Consider the following 18,000-nt stretch of genomic DNA (forward strand, 5'->3'; position numbering starts at 1 on the left):
AATGGGTACATAACTTTCTAAATTTTTATAACCCACTTTTTGGCAAGATGAAAAAAATAGAGACATTTTCATCTGATATTCAATTTAACAGTATTCTTATTTTTTCCACGACAGCACTAGGAGATTTTATGTTTAATACTCCCGCGATAAGAGCGATTCGAGCGCACTATCCTGATGCACATATCACCTTGGTTTCAAGTGAGAAGAATAGGTTATTAGTTGAGAATTATGATCAAATAGACAGTGTGGTTTATTGGGATAATAAAATAAAAAATTTACTTCCCATTGCGTTACAAGCAAAAAAATATAAACCTGAATTAGCTATTATTCTACATTCACATCTTCCTTATGATGTGCTATTTGCTGTTATGTCTGGCTCCCAATATATTTTGCGTAATACATCAGACGTCATTCCTGAGTGGTTTCGAAAATGGATTATTGCTGATCATAAACCAGCATCTGGACATGTTATCCAAAGTAAACTTAATATTATTCGTTATTTAGGAATAGATAGTGCTGATACAAGAATGGAAATTCCTTGTAAAATAGAACAATTAGATAAAGGAAATTATCATATTGTTGGATTTCAGATGGGGGCATCAACACAAGAGCGTAGATGGCCTATTAAATACTTTGTAGAGTTAGCTCAAAAGCTTATTGAGAATGACCCATCGTTACAGGTTAAGTTAATTGGTTCACCTAGAGAGTTAGAATTACCCGAAGCATTTTTTGTATTGTTGCCGGAGCAATATCATAACAATATTGAAAACCTAGTAGGTAAAACTTCATTACCTGATTTGTTAAGTCAAATAAAAATAATGGATGTATTAGTCACTGGGGATACTGGGCCTCTGCATTTGGCGATCACACTACAATGCCCAACAGTAAGCTTATTTGCGACAGCAAACCCTAAATGGACGGGGCCTTATCAGGATCTTCATTTACATACCATTATCAATAAAAAGCCTAGTCCAGATAAGGGAATACCCGATTCAATGGAGCTTATTGCTGTTGATGAAGTTTTTAATGCCGTCAATAAAACCCTAAAAGGCTAATAACTTTTAGGGCTTATAAGACTAAATATCGAGAATATTGATAACTTGTTGCGCACTTATCTCCCTAATATCCCCACCTTCTGCTTTTATAGAGGTTTGGGCTTTACCGTAACCGCCTATTAGGCCGGGATCGGTAGGGCCAAATAAGGTGATATTGGGTTTATCTAATGCAGCCGTTAAATGGCTTAACCCTGTATCTACAGATACGACACTTTTGGCGCCCGCAATCACTTGAGCCACTTGGGCTAGAGACATCTTCGGTAACACATCAACGTAGTCAAAATCTTTTGCTAGACGTATTGCACGTTGATGCTCATGTTCGGCACCCCAAGGTAATTTAATCCGCAATCTTGAATCGGCAAGTAAGGCGATTAACGCTCGCCAATGAGACTCCGGCCAATGTTTTTCATCACGTGTTGTTGCGTGCAAGAAGACCAGATAAGGACGCTCATCAAAAGGGGGAAGTGAGAGAAAATGTTGTGCAATGCCATAATCACCTTGAGATTGTGGTATGGAATAACCCAAGCTTAGTGCAAATAGCTGGCGAATACGTTCAACCGCATGCATTTTTCTACTGACATCGTGACGAATATCGTAAAAGAAACTGGCTAAAGGCTCTCGGGCACATTGACGAGAATAGCCGTGTTTAGTGCCTTTGGCGTATCGAGTCACTAAAAATGCACTTTTCAGTAAACCTTGCGCATCAATAACAGCATCATAATGATGGGCTTGAATAGCGCGACGAAATTGCACGCGCTCTGCACGAATAGGCGCACTAAACCAATTTTTACGCCAACGACGTATCGCCACAGGAATAACGGTATCAACCGCTTGATGCCAGCTTGGAATTTGTGCAAAACCCTCTTCAACTGCCCAGTCAAAACGGATATCAGGATACGCATTTATTGCATCAGTTAATGCTGGCAATGTATGTAACACATCGCCCATGGAAGAGGTTTTAACGATTAATACCCGCTTCACGCTGATGGCTCCGTTGACAGTAAATTTTCTAATTCAGCAAAAACCTTCTCTGGCTGAATATCTATTAAGCTTTGGTGATAACCTTGTTCTGCATTCCCTTTACGTACTTTGTGATAGCCCGTAATCAAACGGATCACGCGTGCTTTATGGGATAATGGTGGCGTAAAGTCAGGGCTACTTGGGCCATAAAGGGCAACTAACGGGCGCTCTAATGCCGCCGCCACATGCATTAAACCAGAGTCATTACTGACGACAGCTTTACAAGATGCAATCAAATTCACCGCTTGTTCAAGGCTGGTTTCACCTGCAAGATTAAAACAGGCTTCACGGGCTTCTGGCGTTAAAGCTTGTTTTATCTCTTCACCAGCTTCTTTATCTTTTTGAGAGCCAAATAAGAAGATTTGATAACTTAGTTCAATCAGTTTCTGTGCTAAAGTAGCATAATGATAATGAGGCCAACGTTTTGCAGGACCAAATTCAGCACCGGGGCAAAAACCAATCGCAGGGCGTTGGGTAGATAATGCAAATTGGGTCAATGTGGTAGAGATATCATTTTCAGTAACTGATAACTTAGGCCATAACAGAGGTTGAGGTAAATCAGTCGCTTTTTGCACCTTTTGTTTGTCATAAGCCAGGGCAACATAGCGTTCAACCATTAAAGGAAATGCGTCTTTGTCTAAAGGGCGCAAATCATTTAATAGCCCATAGCGCATTTCTCCATGCCATCCTGTGCGTTTAGGAATATCGGCAAAGAAAGGCACTAATGCTGATTTTAATGAGTTTGGTAATACATAAGCGTGAGTATAACCATTCTCTTTTAATTGTTTTCCTAAACGGCGACGTTCACCAATGGCTAACACACCATGTCCTAATGGCATTGAGATTGCATTATCAACCTCTGGCATTTTTTCTAATAATGGACGGCACCACGCTGGTGCCATCACATCAATCGTTGCCGCAGGATGTAATGCTTTCAATGTACGATAAAGGCTTTGGGACATCATCATATCCCCGACCCATGAAGGCCCTACCACAAAGATTTTCATAAACAGAGATTACTTACCTTGATTTAACCATTGCATATAAAGCTCGACGCCTTCTGCTACCGTTTTAAACGGTGCGGTATATCCTGCTTTACGTAAATTCGTTAGGTCAGCTTGAGTAAAGGCTTGGTAACGGCCTTTCAATTTCTCTGGGAACTCAATATGTTCGATAGAGAGATCTTTATCTTTATGATGAGCAATCACTGCGTCCGCAACAGCTTGGAATGATTCCGCACGACCTGTACCACAGTTAAAAATACCAGATACATTGTTGCGCCAGAACCATAAATTAACCGCAGCCACATCACCTACATAAATAAAGTCACGTTGGAAGGTTTCGCTACCTTCAAATAATTTTGGATTTTGACCTGCATTTACTTGGTTATTTAAATGGAATGCAACACTGGCCATACCACCTTTATGTCCTTCACGAGGGCCATAAACATTAAAATAACGGAAGCCACAAATCATGGAATCAGCTTCAGGTAAAATCTGACGTACATATTCATCAAATAAGAATTTGGAATAGCCGTAGACATTTAAAGGTGCTTCGTACTTTCTCTCTTCAATAAAGTTATCAGTGCGACCACCATAAGTGGCTGCAGAAGAGGCATATAAGAACGGAATTTGGCGATCTAAACAGTAGTGGAGTAGCTCTTTAGAATATTGATAGTTGTTATCCATCATATATTTGCCATCCCACTCAGTGGTAGAAGAGCAAGCACCCTCATGGAAAACAGCATCGATATCACCGAAATCATCCCCAGCAACAATGCTTGCAATAAAATCTTCTTTATCCATGTAATCAGTGATATTTAGATCGACCAAATTTACGAACTTGGTGCCATCTTTGAGGTTATCAACAACCAAAATATCGGTATAACCTTCATCATTTAATGCTTTAACAATATTGCTGCCGATAAAACCTGCACCGCCAGTGACGATAATCATATGGCTACCCCTTCATATAAAATCTAAAAATTAGCTCTGAGTCTATAATAACACTGAACAGCGTTAACGGTAGTATTCATCAAGGAACAACAGACTGAAATTCTCGAAAAAAGCAGTGCATATTAGTGATCTTAATTACACAAATAACATTATTTATTTACATTTGTCGTTTTTAATAGAGTAAAGGCATAAAATAAGAAACAATATGATTATATTATAGTCAATTATAACTATTGCTTCTTTTTGTCTCTGTTTAGGAGAAAGTATGTCCACCCACTCTTTCTATCAACAAATTAATCAACAACTCGAACAAACTCGTCAAGATGGCCTCTTTAAAAATGAGCGCATCATCACTTCTTCACAACGTGCTGAGATTGCCGTTGCTGACGGAAGCCATGTTATTAATTTCTGTGCTAATAATTATCTCGGTTTAGCAAATCATCCCAAGCTGATTGAAGCGGCGAAAACGGGTATGGATAGCCACGGGTTTGGTATGGCATCTGTCCGTTTTATCTGTGGTACTCAAGATTCACATAAAACATTAGAAAATAAAATTGCTGAATTTTTAGGTATGGAAGATGCCATTTTGTATTCATCTTGTTTTGATGCCAATGGGGGATTATTTGAAACATTAATGGGGCCAGAAGATGCGATTATTTCTGATGCCTTAAATCATGCATCTATTATTGATGGTGTGCGTTTATGCAAAGCAAAACGCTATCGTTACGCGAATAACAATATGGCTGAACTTCGCGCACAACTTGAAAAAGCGAAAGCAGAGAATGCTCGTCATATTATGATAGCGACAGATGGTGTGTTTTCAATGGACGGTGTCATTGCTGATCTAAAAAGTATCTGTGATTTAGCGGATGAATTTGGTGCCCTAGTCATGGTTGATGATTCGCATGCCGTCGGTTTTGTGGGGGCACAAGGACGAGGTACACATGAATATTGTGATGTGATGGAGAGAGTTGACATTATCACCGGTACTTTAGGTAAAGCGCTAGGTGGTGCATCGGGGGGGTATACGGCGGCACGCAAAGACGTCGTTGAGTGGTTACGCCAGCGATCTCGTCCTTATCTATTCTCGAACTCGTTAGCACCTGCGATTGTTTCGGCCTCTATTGCCGTTTTAGATATGCTGAAGTCAGGTGATGAGATTAGAGCTCGTTTATGGCGTAACGCTTCACTTTTCCGTGAAAAAATGAGTGTGGCGGGTTTTACATTGGCGGGTGCTGATCACGCGATTATTCCCGTGATGTTAGGTGAAGCTAAATTAGCGCAAGAATTTGCAACTCGTTTACTTGATGAAGGTATTTATGTCACGGGATTCTTTTATCCTGTTGTACCGCAAGGGCAAGCACGTATTCGTACACAAATGTCGGCAGCGCATACTCCAGAGCAAATTGAACGGGCAGTGGCTGCATTTATTAAAATTGGTAAGCAACTTAATGTGATTGCATAAGGCTCTCCTATGAAAGCATTGTCAAAATTAAAAGCACAAGAAGGTATCTGGATGACTGATGTTCCAGTACCTGAACTTGGTCATAATGATGTGATGATCAAAATTCGTAAAACAGCGATTTGTGGCACGGATGTTCATATTTATAACTGGGACGAGTGGTCACAAAAAACAATTCCTGTTCCTATGGTCGTCGGTCATGAATATATTGGCGAGATTGTTGCGATAGGACAAGAAGTTAAAGGCTTTAATATTGGTGATCGTGTCTCGGGTGAAGGACATATCACTTGTGGTCATTGCCGTAATTGTCGTGGTGGTCGTACGCATTTATGTCGTAATACTATCGGTGTGGGTGTAAACCGTCCGGGTTGTTTCGCTGAATATCTAGTTATTCCTGCTTTTAATGCGTTTAAAATTCCAGATAACATTCCTGATGAGTTAGCAGCCATTTTTGATCCTTTTGGTAATGCTGTACATACCGCATTATCTTTTGATTTAGTGGGTGAAGATGTGCTGGTTTCTGGTGCTGGCCCTATTGGTATTATGGCGGCTACCATTTGTAAGCATGTTGGAGCCCGTCATGTGGTGATCACTGATGTTAATGAATATCGCCTTGATCTCGCGAAAAAAATGGGTGTCACTAGAGCTGTGAATGTTAGCAAAGAAAACCTAATAGATGTTATGAAAGAATTGGGTATGACCGAAGGATTTGATGTGGGGTTAGAAATGTCAGGTGCACCACCTGCGTTTCGTACCATGTTAAACACCATGAATCATGGTGGTCGTATTGCGCTGTTGGGTATCCCACCTTCTGATATGGCAATTGATTGGGGGCAAGTTATTTTTAAGGGGCTGTTTATTAAAGGTATCTATGGGCGTGAGATGTTTGAAACATGGTACAAAATGGCGGCACTTATTCAGTCTGGCCTTGATCTCTCTCCGATTATTACTCATCAATTCCCAATCGATGAATTCCAAAAAGGCTTTGATATCATGCGTTCCGGTCAATCAGGTAAAGTGATTTTAGATTGGCAGTAATGAGTGATCATTAAGCAAAAAAGAGCCTTGAAAGGCTCTTTTTTATTGCGTTACTTTTCAATTTCATCCATTGAATTAGGATTAGGAGGGTTGGGTAATTTCTTTTTTTCTGATGAGCTAAATCCATTGGATAACGTATTAATCAGTGTACTTTTTTTTATCGAAATAATCGCTTCTTGTGCGGGTTTTAACCATGAAGCGGGTTTTGGCTCTTGCGGTGATTTTGTAGGTGGTACCACTTTGGGTGGTTCAGGCTGTACTGGTTTTTCTGTTTGTGGTTTTAATAAGCTACTTGGTGCGACGAGTTGAATATCAGCAGGTAGTAAAGGCAGTTGTTGTTGCAATGCTCTGACGGTAGAAGGGTGAGGGTGTCCAATAGCGATGGCTGAGCCATTTTTCCGCGCTAAAGCAATTGCTCGGGCAAGTTGTTGGCGAGTCTCAGCTTCTGTTTGTACGTTATCGAGAAAAACATGGCGACGCAAAGAGGGAACACCCGCGGCTTTAGCAGCAATGGTAGCTTGTGTATTACCAATGGTTACACTATCTAAAAAATAGAGGTTTGAGTGATTAAGTGCTTTTATCACTCTATCCATCGCTTGCCTATCTGATGTCATTGCACTACCCATATGGTTATTCATACCGACAGCGTAAGGAACATTGTTAATAGCATGTTGAATAATACGGTTAATTTCAGCCTGATCCATTGACGGTTTTAGGGTGTCGCGCTCTAGAGGTTGTTTGCTAATGGGCGCCATGGGCATATGAATGAGAATTTCCCGCCCTTGTGCATGGGCTTTATTCGCCACTTCTTTACCATGAGGAGAATCAGGCAAAATGGCGATAGAAACCGCAGTTGGAAGTTGTAAAATTTGGTTATCTTCTTTTTTACGATAACCAAAATCATCAATCACAATAGCTAATTTGGCCGCAAATGCAGGTGTGCTCACAACCAGGCTTAGCAACATTAAACTAAGTAAAAAAGCACTCTTGTGTTGTAATGTGCCAAGTAATTTCAAACCTACCTCCCAAGCCAAGGAACTGGGTTTACCGCTTTCCCTTGACGTCTAATTTCAAAATAGAGTGCTGAACGCTCTTGTCCACCACTGTTACCGACTAAAGCAATAGGTTGACCCGCTTTAACTTGTTGACCGACATTCACTAAAGCACTTTGGTTATAACCGTAAAGGCTCATATCACCTTTACCATGCTCAACCACAACCACTAAACCATAACCTTGAAGCCAATCCGCTAATAACACTCGCCCATCCGCAATTGCTTTGACTTCGGTACCTTGTGTTGCGGGGATGACAATGCCTTTCCAGCGTAATTCTCCCGAGCCAGAAATAGATTCACCAAAACGGTGTAATAAAGTGCCTCTGATTGGCCAAATTGCTTGTCCCGTAGGTTTACCTAAACCGCCTGTACGTGACATCAATGATTGTTCTTCAGCTGTTGGTTTATAGGTTGAACCGCGCTGTTGGGCTTCTCGTTGTTTGGCGGCGATGCGCGCAGCTTCCCGGGCTTCACGCTCTGCGCGGGCTTTGGCTTCTCGCTCTGCTTGAGCGATTTTATTTCTTAATTGCGCTTCGTTAGCTCGCATAGTCGCTAAGTTTTTTTGATCCGCTTTTAAGGTGGATTCAAGTTGGGTCAGTGTTTTTTGTCGAGCTATTAATGCGTTATCAAGCTTTTGTTTTTCTTGCTGTTGTTTAGTTAAGACTTGCTTTTGCTCGTTCTGTTTTGCTTGTTGTGCGGCTTTTTCTGCTTCCAGTTCTTTGGATGTTTGAGCCAGTTCGGCCATTGTTTCTTTACGAGCATCATTAATATAGCTGTAATACGCTAAAATACGCTCTTCACGCTGACCTTCTTCACCACGAAATAGGAGTTCAATACCTTGGTGTTTGCCTTGACGATAAGCCGCATCCATTTGACGGGCTAATAACGCTTGTTGTGAATGATATTGTTTTTGTAGGCGTGCAATATTCGCGGTAATCGTTTTGATCTCTTTACTTAAAGTTTGTAAGCGGTTTTGTGTTTCATGCACAGAACGACCTGCATTAGAGATTTGTGTTTCTTGTGTTTTTAATTGATTAAGCAGTGCTGTACGTTGTTTTTGTTGTTCTTGAACTCGTTTTTCTTTTTCTGCAATTGTGGTTTGTAGATCTTTTAGTTGATTGCGATTATCCGTTAATGAGTTGGCAAAAACAGGGGCAACTGAAAAAAGAGTTGTGCTAATTAGCAACGCGATTAACGGTAAAGAAAATACACGATAAGGCTGAGGTGTTTTTTTTTGAAGATCCATTTTCTCTGCCATCTGACCAACGTACCTTTCATAACAGTTTGTAAGATTATTTCATGCCACAAAACAACTGACCAGCTAACATGAAATAAAGCCGAAATTTCAGATAATACCTAACAGGTAATCTATTCAATTAATAAGAGATTATAAAGCAATAATAGAGGGAAAGAGGAAAAAAGAGACAATCCGTGTGACAGCGCAATAAAATATCACGCTGTCCACGAGAGCGATTATTCGACGATAGTACCCCAAAGGTCATATTCATCTGCATGTTCAATCAGAACACGAACGATTTGCCCTGGTTCAACGTCAAACTGCTCGTTAAGATAAACCGCACCATCAATTTCAGGTGCATCAGCCATACTGCGACCAATCGCACCTTCTTCATCCACTTCATCAATCATAACAAGCAACACTTTGCCGATTTTCTCTTGCAGGCGTTCAGTCGAAATTTGCTGCTGTAATTGCATAAAGCGATGATAACGCTCTTCTTTCACTTCTTCAGGTACTTGATCGGCTAATTCATTTGCTTGCGCGCCATCAACAGGGCTGTATTTAAAGCAACCAACACGGTCTAAACGTGCTTCGCTGAGGAAATCCAATAACATTTGGAAATCTTCTTCTGTTTCACCTGGGAAACCAACAATAAAAGTAGAACGTAAGGTTAACTCAGGGCAAATTTCACGCCAGCGTTTTACGCGCTCTAAAGTTCGTTCAACAGAGCCTGGACGCTTCATCAGTTTTAAAATTTTCGGGCTTGCGTGCTGTAATGGAATATCTAAATAAGGCAAAATTTTGCCTTCAGCCATTAAAGGAATAACATCATCGACATGTGGGTACGGATAAACATAATGCAAACGAACCCAAATCCCCAATTTTGCAAGCTGTTCACATAGACTCACCATACTGGTTTTGACTGGCATCCCATCCCAAAAACCCGTTTGATGTTTCGTATCAACACCGTAAGCGGAGGTATCTTGAGAGATAACCAGCAACTCTTTTACTCCAGCATTAACTAATCTTTTAGCTTCACCTAATACATCACCAATTGGACGACTATCTAAATCGCCTCGCATTGATGGAATGATGCAGAACGTACAGCGGTGATTACAGCCTTCAGAGATTTTTAAATAGGCGTAATGACGCGGTGTTAATTTGACACCTTGTTCAGGTACAAGGCTGAGAAACGGGTTGTGATCAGGTTTAGGGACATAGTGATGAATATGTGATAAAACTTGCTCATAACTATGAGGCCCTGTGATTTCGAGTACTTTGGGGTGCACTTCACGAATTTGGTTCTCTTTTGCACCTAAACAACCAGTAACAATCACTTTACCGTTTTCATCGAGTGCTTCACCAATCGCTTCTAGCGATTCTTGTACTGCGCTGTCAATAAAGCCACAGGTGTTGACGATGACTAAATCAGCATCATTATAGGTAGGAACAACTTGATAACCTTCTGTGCGCAGTTCGGTTAGGATACGTTCAGAGTCCACTAAATTTTTAGGGCAACCTAATGAAACGAATCCGATTTTAGGCACTTGATTTGTTTGCGACATGCTCGTGTTCTCAATACTTTTAAATAAATAACAGACAGTTGTTGTTTCTCAGACAGGTATAAATCTTACGCAATATAGGTGATTTTATACGTAAATAGCCATTATTTGGGATGCTGATTTATTAATAGCTTGCCTGAAGAGGGTTCCTGTAGAGTAAAAAGGTACGGCCTTTTAAATTCATCATTTTTTATGGAACGGATGCTAATGGTACATAAATCCGTCAATAAAAAAAATGATTGTTGAGAAACTTTCCGCAAAAACTGAAAGAGAAACGCAGGAATAGGCTGTAATTGCGCCATGACAAAGGTATACTTTGGCTCTTTGATACTATTTTTAACCAACGAGAGTGATTGCATCCTATGCTGCAAGAAGTAATGCAATTTTTCAACCGGCATACCCTGTTAAGCTTTATCTGGGTTGCGCTGCTGGTGGCGGTCATTGTATTGACCTTTAAAGGACTTTTTTCTAAGACGAAAAATATTACCCGTACAGAAGCGATTTCTTTGATAAATAAAGAGAATGCGGTATGTGTTGATATCCGTAGCCGTGATGAATTCCGTAAAGGACACATCATTGATTCTATCAATTTAACGCCTTCTGAAATTAAAAGTAATAATATTGCTGAGCTGGAGAAATATAAGTCACAGCCAGTGATTGTTGTTTCACCATCAGGTATTGAAGGTGCAAAACCTGCTGAAAGCCTAATTAAACTCGGTTTTGAAAAAGTCTTTATTTTAAAAGAGGGTCTTTCTGGCTGGAGTGGTGAAAATTTACCACTGGCTAAAGGTAAAAAATAACGAGCAGGCAGATTGAGTTCTATACTTACTGCTATTCAATTAATAAGGATATAAAAAGGTAAGATTATTATGTCAGAACAGCAAAACCAAGAGATGACTTTTCAAATTCAACGTATCTATACAAAAGATATCTCTTTTGAAGCGCCTAATGCTCCACAAGTTTTCCAAAAAGAGTGGCAACCAGAAGTTAAATTAGATCTGGATACATCTTCTAATACTTTAGCTGAAAACGTCTATGAAGTTATTTTGCGAGTCACTGTGACTGCAACGATGGATAACGAGACTGCATTCCTGTGTGAAGTACAACAAGCGGGTATCTTTACTGTTGAAGGTATTGAAGGCACTCAATTAGCACATTGCTTAGGCGCATATTGCCCTAACGTTCTGTTCCCTTATGCTCGTGAATGTATCACTAACTTAGTCAGCCGTGGTACTTTCCCACAACTGAACTTAGCACCAGTTAACTTTGATGCGTTGTTTATGAACTATTTACAACAGCAACAAACTGATGCTGCTAATGAAGGGGCTGAAGAAGCTTAATGAACGCTTCTATGACAGTTATCGGTGCCGGTTCATACGGCACCGCTTTAGCGATTACCTTAGCACGCAATGGCCATGATGTTGTACTTTGGGGTCATGATGCTGAACATGTTGCGGCGTTAGAACAAGCACGTTGTAATCAGGCATTTCTGCCCGATGTTTCTTTTCCTGATAGTTTATACATGGAAGCTTCTTTGCAAAAAGCCATTGAAGCTAGCCGTAATATTCTGGTTGTGATCCCAAGCCATGTTTTTGGTGACGTATTACAGCAGATCAAACCCTTTTTACGTCAGGATGCACGTGTTGTTTGGGCGACAAAAGGACTTGAGGCTCATACTGGTCGCTTGTTACAAGATGTGGCGCGTGAAGTATTAGGTAATGAAATCCCGCTCGCAGTTTTATCTGGTCCTACTTTTGCCAAAGAGCTTGCAGCAGGTCTGCCTACTGCGATATCTGTTGCATCAACAGATAATACATTTTCTGAAGAGCTTCAACAGTTGTTCCATTGTGGTAAAAGTTTCCGTGTGTATAAAAATCCTGACTTTATCGGTGTGCAATTAGGTGGCGCGGTAAAAAACGTGATTGCTATTGGTGCTGGAATGTCTGATGGTATGGGGTTTGGCGCGAATGCACGTACAGCACTAATTACCCGCGGACTTGCTGAAATGAGCCGTTTAGGTAAAGCATTAGGTGCAGATGCTGCGACGTTTATGGGAATGGCCGGGTTAGGCGATCTCGTTTTAACTTGTACCGATAACCAATCCCGTAATCGCCGATTTGGTATGATGTTAGGCCAAGGGCTTGATGTTGATACTGCCCAAGAGAAAATCGGGCAGGTGGTTGAAGGTTATCGGAACACTAAAGAAGTTCGCGCCTTAGCAGAACAAGTCGGTGTTGAAATGCCTATCACTGAGCAGATCTACCAAATTTTATACCAACATAAAGACGCGAAAGAGGCGGCACTATCTTTATTAGGTCGCGCAACAAAAGATGAAATAGACAGCACTCTGTTCTAAGTCTATTTTAAATAATCGCTACTTAACGCATTGGTTTAAAGTGTCTGTTTCGGTTTTCAACATAAGAAGCTTAAGTTGTTACTTAGGTTTCAATGTAAAAAGAATGAGAGTGAGTATGTCGCTAGAAGAACTAAAAAGAGTCTGGGATCATATTAAAAATGAAGCAAGATGTTTGGCTGATTGCGAGCCGATTTTGGCGAGTTTCTTCCATGCGACATTACTCAAACATGAAAACTTAGGTAGCGCCTTAAGTTATATGCTAGCGAATAAGCTGGCGACACAGACAATGCCTGCGATTGCCGTTCGTGAGATTGTTGAAGAAGCGTATCGTAGCGATGATTCCATGATCGAATCTGCGGCTTATGATATTTCAGCTGTTCGTTTACGCGACCCCGCAGTTGATAAATACTCCACACCGTTGCTTTATTTAAAAGGCTTTCATGCGTTGCAGGCTTATCGCATAGCACATTGGTTATGGGGACAAGATCGCAAAGCGCTTGCTGTTTACCTACAAAACCAGATTTCTGTTACGTTTGGTGTCGATATTCACCCAGCTGCACGTATTGGCCACGGTATTATGCTTGATCACGCAACAGGCATTGTAATTGGTGAGACAGCTGTTGTTGAGAATGATGTTTCTATTTTACAATCTGTGACTTTAGGCGGAACAGGTAAAACCTGTGGTGATCGTCATCCTAAAGTGCGTGAAGGTGTGATGATTGGTGCGGGTGCTAAAATACTCGGCAATATTGAGATTGGTCGCGGTGCTAAAATTGGTGCGGGATCTGTCGTATTACATGCAGTGCCTGCACATACCACGGTTGCGGGGGTTCCTGCTCGCATTGTTGGTAAGCCGACGAGTGATAAACCTTCACTCGATATGGATCAACACTTTAATGGTGTAGTACCTGGTTTTGAATGTGGTGATGGCATTTAATGGCATTAACAGAAGTTACATTTTCTGAACTTAAGGCTTGTTTACACGCTGAATATATCGGTGATAACAAGCCTTTTAGTTGGATAAGACTTTTTCATCGCGTCTTTTTCTGCCAACGTTCACGTTATCTGTTTTGGTGGCGTGTCGCTCAATTTTTTTATTTCTCTAAAAATCGTTTTCTCAAAAAATTAGGCATTTACATTGGTGCTAAAAACAATCGTAAATATTGCAATGATATCTCATTAAGAACGCGCATAGGAAAAGGCCTTTCATTACCACATCCTATCGGTATTGTGCTGACTAATTACTGTCAATTAGGTGAGAATGTGACGTTAATGCAAGGTGTGACCATCGGAGTAAAAGAAAAGGATGGTAAAGCAGATATTCGAGTCGGCAACCACGTTTATATTGGTTGTAATTCTTCGATTATCGGCGGTGAGATAGAGATTGGTGATAATGCAGTGATTGGTGCTCACGCATTGGTATTGAAGGATGTAGGGGAAGGGTGTAGGTATCTCACGAAGGTTGTTGCTGAAATAAAACAACTCTCAATGTAATAATAAATTAAGTTTTTAGTCATTTGAAATTAAAAAAGCGCTTGCTCATTATTTATGATCAGCGCTTTTTGCATTTCAGTCTCTTAATAACGCACCAGGATAACCAAGTTGACGCCATGCTTCAAAAACCACAACTGCAACGGTATTTGACAGGTTCATACTGCGACTATCAGCAAGCATTGGAACTCTGATTTTCTGCTGTGTTGGCATATTATCTAACACATAAGGTGGCAAACCACGGGTTTCAGGGCCAAAAAGGAGATAATCTCCATCTTGATAGCTTACATTGCTATGTGCTGGTGTACCTTTTGTCGTTAACGCAAATACACGCGCACCCGTTGGTGATTGTGCATTATCAGGGTTTAAACCTTCACTTTCTAAAAAAGCATAGTAATCGTGATGCTGTTTAATATCAGCAAATTCACGATAATCAAGTCCTGCACGACGAAGACGTTTATCATCCCAAGTAAAACCCAAAGGTTGGATCAAATGAAGATGAAAGCCTGTGTTAGCACACAGGCGGATAATATTACCCGTATTCGGTGGAATTTCGGGTTCAAATAAGACGATATTGAGCATATAAAGCCTAAGACGATGTAGAAACTAATATTATTCTAAAAGACCCAGTTTTTTAGCTAGAGAAGGAAATTTAGATCTAAAAAAACCATTAAAAGCATAATGAGAAAAATAATAGGAGGCTGAAAATAGGTTAAGATTCTCTATATCTCGATAAATCCGCCATTGGTGCTTTGCTGCATCAAGTTTATTAGAGGAAATTGAATTTTCTCTTACATTATAAGAACCAAGCGACTCATTTATCCCGTAAGCATACGGTGTTTGTTTCAGTAGTTTTAACCAGAGAGCATAATCCTGTCTTTTTCTTATTGATGGCATTGAAAAATCAGTAAATTTATCTTTATCAAACATTACTGTTAAACAACCGATAGAACAGACCTTTAGCATATCTGAATAACTTACTTTTTCAGGAACCCCAATTTTACAGATAAAAGCGTCATCTTCAGAAACCCTATCATAAGCAGAAAAACAAAAATCTATATTATTAGATAGCATAAAACTAAGCTGTTTTTCTAACTTATCATCTCGCCAATAATCATCGCTATCTAAAAAGCAAATAAAACGTCCATTAGCAAGTGATAATCCTTTATTACGAGTAATTCCTGCACCTTGATTAGCTTCATTTTTTAATATTTTGATCCTCTTATCTTTATAAGAGGATACTATTTCAATAGTATTATCATTAGAGCAATCATCGATAATAATTAATTCAAAGTTTTTATAAGATTGTCTTAGAACTGAATCTATAGACTTACGTATATACTCTCCTGAATTATAGGATGGCATAATGATGGATATTAAAAAATTAGTATTTTTGGATAACATCAGAACTACAGCCTAGTTTGAGGGTAATATATAATTAATCGTTACCAAAGAGGTCGCGAGTATAAACTTTTTCTTCAACGTCGTTTAGTACAGATGACATTCTATTAGTAATAATGACATCAGAGATTGCTTTAAACTCATTTAAATCACGAATTAATTTTGAGTTAAAGAAAGTCTCTTCTTTCATCTCTGGCTCATAGATTACCACCTCAATCCCTTTGGCTTTAATGCGTTTCATAATGCCTTGGATAGAAGAAGAACGGAAATTATCAGAGCCAGATTTCATAATTAAACGATAAACACCTACGATTTTTGGTGATTTAGCGATAATTGAGTCGGCAATAAAGTCTTTACGTGTACGGTTAGCTTCGACGATTGCACTAATAATATTATTAGGCACCGAGTCGTAGTTTGCTAATAGCTGTTTAGTATCTTTTGGTAAGCAGTAACCGCCATAACCGAATGATGGGTTATTATAATGATTACCGATACGTGGATCTAAGCAGACGCCTTCGATGATTTGTTTTGCATTTAAGCCATAAGCTTGAGCGTAGCTATCTAATTCATTAAAGTAAGCAACACGTAGTGCTAAATAAGTATTGGCAAATAATTTAATGGCTTCTGCTTCTGTTGAGTCAGTGAACAGAACATCAATATCTTTCTTTAATGCACCTTGTTGTAAAAGGTTGGCAAATTTTTGTGCTCTTTCTGATTGTTCACCAATAACAATACGCGATGGGTATAAATTATCGTAAAGTGCACGACCTTCACGTAAGAATTCAGGAGAGAAAATAATATTATCCGTATTATATTTTTCTCTCATTTCTTTCGTAAAACCAACAGGAATGGTTGATTTAATAATCATTGTCGTGTTTGGGTTATATTCTAAAACATCACGGATAACAGACTCTACAGAGGAGGTATTAAAGTAATTTGTTTTAGGATCATAATCAGTTGGTGTAGCAATGATAACAAAATCCGCATCTTTATAAGCGAACTCTTTATCTAAGGTTGCAGTAAAATCGAGCTCTTTGGTTGCTAAGAATTCTTCAATTTCTTTATCTGTAATTGGAGAGATTTTTTTGTTCAGTAATTCAACTTTTTCTTTATTGATATCTAACGCAACAACTTTGTTGTTTTGGGAAAGAAGTATTCCGTTAGATAGACCGACATAGCCGGTACCTGAGATTGTGATTTTCATTTTTTTCCTATAGGCCAATATACTAGATTATTTTTATATTATTTTAATGAGAATTTGTTACAAAAATATATAACTGTCTTAATTTCTTCTTCTGATAGAGTTGGATCCATAGGAATACTTAAAACTTGATTATGAATATTTTCAGTTAAAGGTAAACATAGATTATTAAATTCTTTATATGCAAGTTGCTTATGTGGTGGTGTCGGATAATGAATTAAAGTTTGTATATTATTTGCATGAAGATATCTTTGTAACTCTTTTCTATATTTAGTTTGAATAACAAAGAGGTGCCATACATGACTTTCTTTATTTTTCTCATAGTCTTCTAAAGAATTAAAAGGTAGTTTTATAAGTGGATTTTTTATCTCTTTTAAATATCTAGATGCAATAATTTTTCTTACGGTTGTATATTTATCTAAATACTTTAATTTTATGGCGAGCATGGCCGCTTGTATTTCATCAAGCCTACTATTTATTCCTTTATATAAATTTTTATATTTTTCGTGAGAACCATAATTTCTTAGAGCAAATATAGTGTCTGCTAATTCTGTATTATTTGTAGTTATTGCCCCAGCATCACCTAATGCTCCTAAATTTTTTCCTGGATAAAAACTAAACCCTGCAGCATCTCCCCATGCTCCTGTTTTAATTCCATCAATACTAGCACCATGTGCTTGAGCAGAGTCTTCTAGAACTAACAGATTGTGTTGTCTTGCAATTTTCATTATTTCAGGCATAGGAGAAATCCTTCCGTATAAATGAACAGGAAGAATGACTTTTGTTCTATTTGTAATAGCTTGAATTATGTTTTTAGGGTCTAAATTATAACTGTCAGGATTAGGTTCTACTAATATTGGAACTAAATTATTTTCTGTAATTGCAAGTATTGAGGCAATGTATGTATTGGCGGGAACAATAACCTCATCACCGTCAGATATTTTACCTAATTCCCTCCAAGCACGTAAAACTAAGTTTAATGCATCAAGGCCATTTGCAACACCAATGGCATATTTAGTATTACAGTATTTAGCAAAATCATTTTCAAATAGTTCTAATTCTTTACCAGCTATATACCAACCAGAATCAATAACTCGAGAACATGCTTCTTTTAATTCTTTATTGTTTAATCCATTGATTTTTTTTAAATTAAGAAAGTTAATCATGAT

At 39.0% G+C, this 18,000-nt stretch carries 18 protein-coding genes; 8 read left to right on the forward strand and 10 right to left on the reverse strand.

The window, feature by feature from the left end; genetic code table 11:
- Window positions 1-128: 128 nt before the first annotated feature.
- Window positions 129-1,055, forward strand: a complete 927-nt coding sequence (locus tag GWJ05_RS01970; RefSeq protein ID WP_237585067.1) for a glycosyltransferase family 9 protein — start codon at window positions 129-131, stop codon at window positions 1,053-1,055.
- Window positions 1,056-1,076: 21 nt separating this feature from the next.
- Here the strand turns inward: GWJ05_RS01970 and rfaC are convergent, their stop codons facing one another.
- From rfaC to rfaD, 3 genes are read right to left on the reverse strand one after another with little or no spacing between them, the layout of a single operon-like run.
- Window positions 1,077-2,036, reverse strand: a complete 960-nt coding sequence (rfaC, locus tag GWJ05_RS01975) for a lipopolysaccharide heptosyltransferase RfaC (protein ID WP_161681005.1) — start codon at window positions 2,034-2,036, stop codon at window positions 1,077-1,079.
- Window positions 2,033-3,082 (reverse strand): ADP-heptose--LPS heptosyltransferase RfaF, encoded by a 1,050-nt coding sequence (gene rfaF / locus GWJ05_RS01980; RefSeq protein ID WP_161681007.1) that lies wholly within the window; start codon window positions 3,080-3,082, stop codon window positions 2,033-2,035. The genes rfaC and rfaF overlap by 4 nt, the downstream gene beginning before the upstream one ends.
- A gap of 9 nt (window positions 3,083-3,091) precedes the next feature.
- Window positions 3,092-4,030: an ADP-glyceromanno-heptose 6-epimerase gene (rfaD, locus tag GWJ05_RS01985; protein WP_036933367.1), complete on the reverse strand. Its 939-nt coding sequence runs from the start codon at window positions 4,028-4,030 to the stop codon at window positions 3,092-3,094.
- A 265-nt stretch (window positions 4,031-4,295) separates the two neighbouring features.
- Between rfaD and GWJ05_RS01990 the strand changes: the two genes are divergently transcribed.
- A complete protein-coding gene (locus GWJ05_RS01990; protein WP_036933365.1) occupies window positions 4,296-5,495 on the forward strand; it encodes a glycine C-acetyltransferase in 1,200 nt (399 codons plus the stop codon).
- A gap of 9 nt (window positions 5,496-5,504) precedes the next feature.
- Window positions 5,505-6,530, forward strand: coding sequence for an L-threonine 3-dehydrogenase (gene tdh, locus GWJ05_RS01995; RefSeq protein WP_115351297.1), 1,026 nt, complete (start codon window positions 5,505-5,507; stop codon window positions 6,528-6,530).
- A gap of 50 nt (window positions 6,531-6,580) precedes the next feature.
- Here tdh and GWJ05_RS02000 read toward each other — a convergent pair whose 3' ends face one another.
- The 3 genes from GWJ05_RS02000 to rimO all read right to left on the reverse strand — a co-directional run bounded on the left by GWJ05_RS02000 (window position 6,581) and on the right by rimO (window position 10,385).
- On the reverse strand, window positions 6,581-7,546 hold the full coding sequence (locus GWJ05_RS02000; protein ID WP_161681009.1) for a divergent polysaccharide deacetylase family protein: 966 nt from the start codon (window positions 7,544-7,546) through the stop codon (window positions 6,581-6,583).
- 2 nt (window positions 7,547-7,548) lie between these two features.
- Complete coding sequence (gene envC, locus GWJ05_RS02005; protein WP_161681011.1) at window positions 7,549-8,841, reverse strand: murein hydrolase activator EnvC; 1,293 nt, start codon at window positions 8,839-8,841, stop codon at window positions 7,549-7,551.
- Window positions 8,842-9,056: 215 nt separating this feature from the next.
- Complete coding sequence (rimO, locus tag GWJ05_RS02010; protein ID WP_036933359.1) at window positions 9,057-10,385, reverse strand: 30S ribosomal protein S12 methylthiotransferase RimO; 1,329 nt, start codon at window positions 10,383-10,385, stop codon at window positions 9,057-9,059.
- Window positions 10,386-10,744: 359 nt separating this feature from the next.
- Here rimO and GWJ05_RS02015 point away from each other — a divergent pair, with 359 nt between their 5' ends.
- From GWJ05_RS02015 to GWJ05_RS02035, 5 genes are all read left to right on the forward strand, one after another.
- The gene (locus tag GWJ05_RS02015) at window positions 10,745-11,182 is read left to right on the forward strand and encodes a rhodanese-like domain-containing protein (protein ID WP_087803811.1); all 438 of its coding nucleotides are present in this window, start codon (window positions 10,745-10,747) and stop codon (window positions 11,180-11,182) included.
- A gap of 69 nt (window positions 11,183-11,251) precedes the next feature.
- On the forward strand, window positions 11,252-11,722 hold the full coding sequence (gene secB, locus GWJ05_RS02020; protein WP_006534205.1) for a protein-export chaperone SecB: 471 nt from the start codon (window positions 11,252-11,254) through the stop codon (window positions 11,720-11,722).
- On the forward strand, window positions 11,722-12,738 hold the full coding sequence (gene gpsA, locus GWJ05_RS02025) for an NAD(P)H-dependent glycerol-3-phosphate dehydrogenase (protein WP_036933354.1): 1,017 nt from the start codon (window positions 11,722-11,724) through the stop codon (window positions 12,736-12,738). Before secB ends, gpsA begins: the two co-directional genes overlap by 1 nt.
- Window positions 12,739-12,853: 115 nt before the next feature.
- A complete protein-coding gene (cysE, locus tag GWJ05_RS02030) occupies window positions 12,854-13,675 on the forward strand; it encodes a serine O-acetyltransferase (RefSeq protein ID WP_036933352.1) in 822 nt (273 codons plus the stop codon).
- A complete protein-coding gene (locus GWJ05_RS02035; protein WP_087803810.1) occupies window positions 13,675-14,232 on the forward strand; it encodes a serine acetyltransferase in 558 nt (185 codons plus the stop codon). The genes cysE and GWJ05_RS02035 overlap by 1 nt, the downstream gene beginning before the upstream one ends.
- Window positions 14,233-14,307: 75 nt before the next feature.
- Here GWJ05_RS02035 and trmL read toward each other — a convergent pair whose 3' ends face one another.
- The 4 genes from trmL to GWJ05_RS02055 are packed head-to-tail and all read right to left on the reverse strand — an operon-like array spanning window position 14,308 to window position 17,997.
- A complete protein-coding gene (gene trmL / locus GWJ05_RS02040; protein ID WP_036933349.1) occupies window positions 14,308-14,811 on the reverse strand; it encodes a tRNA (uridine(34)/cytosine(34)/5-carboxymethylaminomethyluridine(34)-2'-O)-methyltransferase TrmL in 504 nt (167 codons plus the stop codon).
- 30 nt (window positions 14,812-14,841) lie between these two features.
- Complete coding sequence (locus GWJ05_RS02045; protein WP_156732959.1) at window positions 14,842-15,633, reverse strand: glycosyltransferase family 2 protein; 792 nt, start codon at window positions 15,631-15,633, stop codon at window positions 14,842-14,844.
- A 34-nt stretch (window positions 15,634-15,667) separates the two neighbouring features.
- Complete coding sequence (locus GWJ05_RS02050) at window positions 15,668-16,834, reverse strand: nucleotide sugar dehydrogenase (protein ID WP_161681013.1); 1,167 nt, start codon at window positions 16,832-16,834, stop codon at window positions 15,668-15,670.
- A gap of 38 nt (window positions 16,835-16,872) precedes the next feature.
- Window positions 16,873-17,997, reverse strand: coding sequence for a DegT/DnrJ/EryC1/StrS family aminotransferase (locus tag GWJ05_RS02055; protein ID WP_161681015.1), 1,125 nt, complete (start codon window positions 17,995-17,997; stop codon window positions 16,873-16,875).
- Window positions 17,998-18,000: the final 3 nt, after the last annotated feature.

The organism is Proteus sp. G2626 (assembly GCF_009915985.1).
Classification (GTDB): Bacteria; Pseudomonadota; Gammaproteobacteria; order Enterobacterales; family Enterobacteriaceae; genus Proteus; species Proteus vulgaris.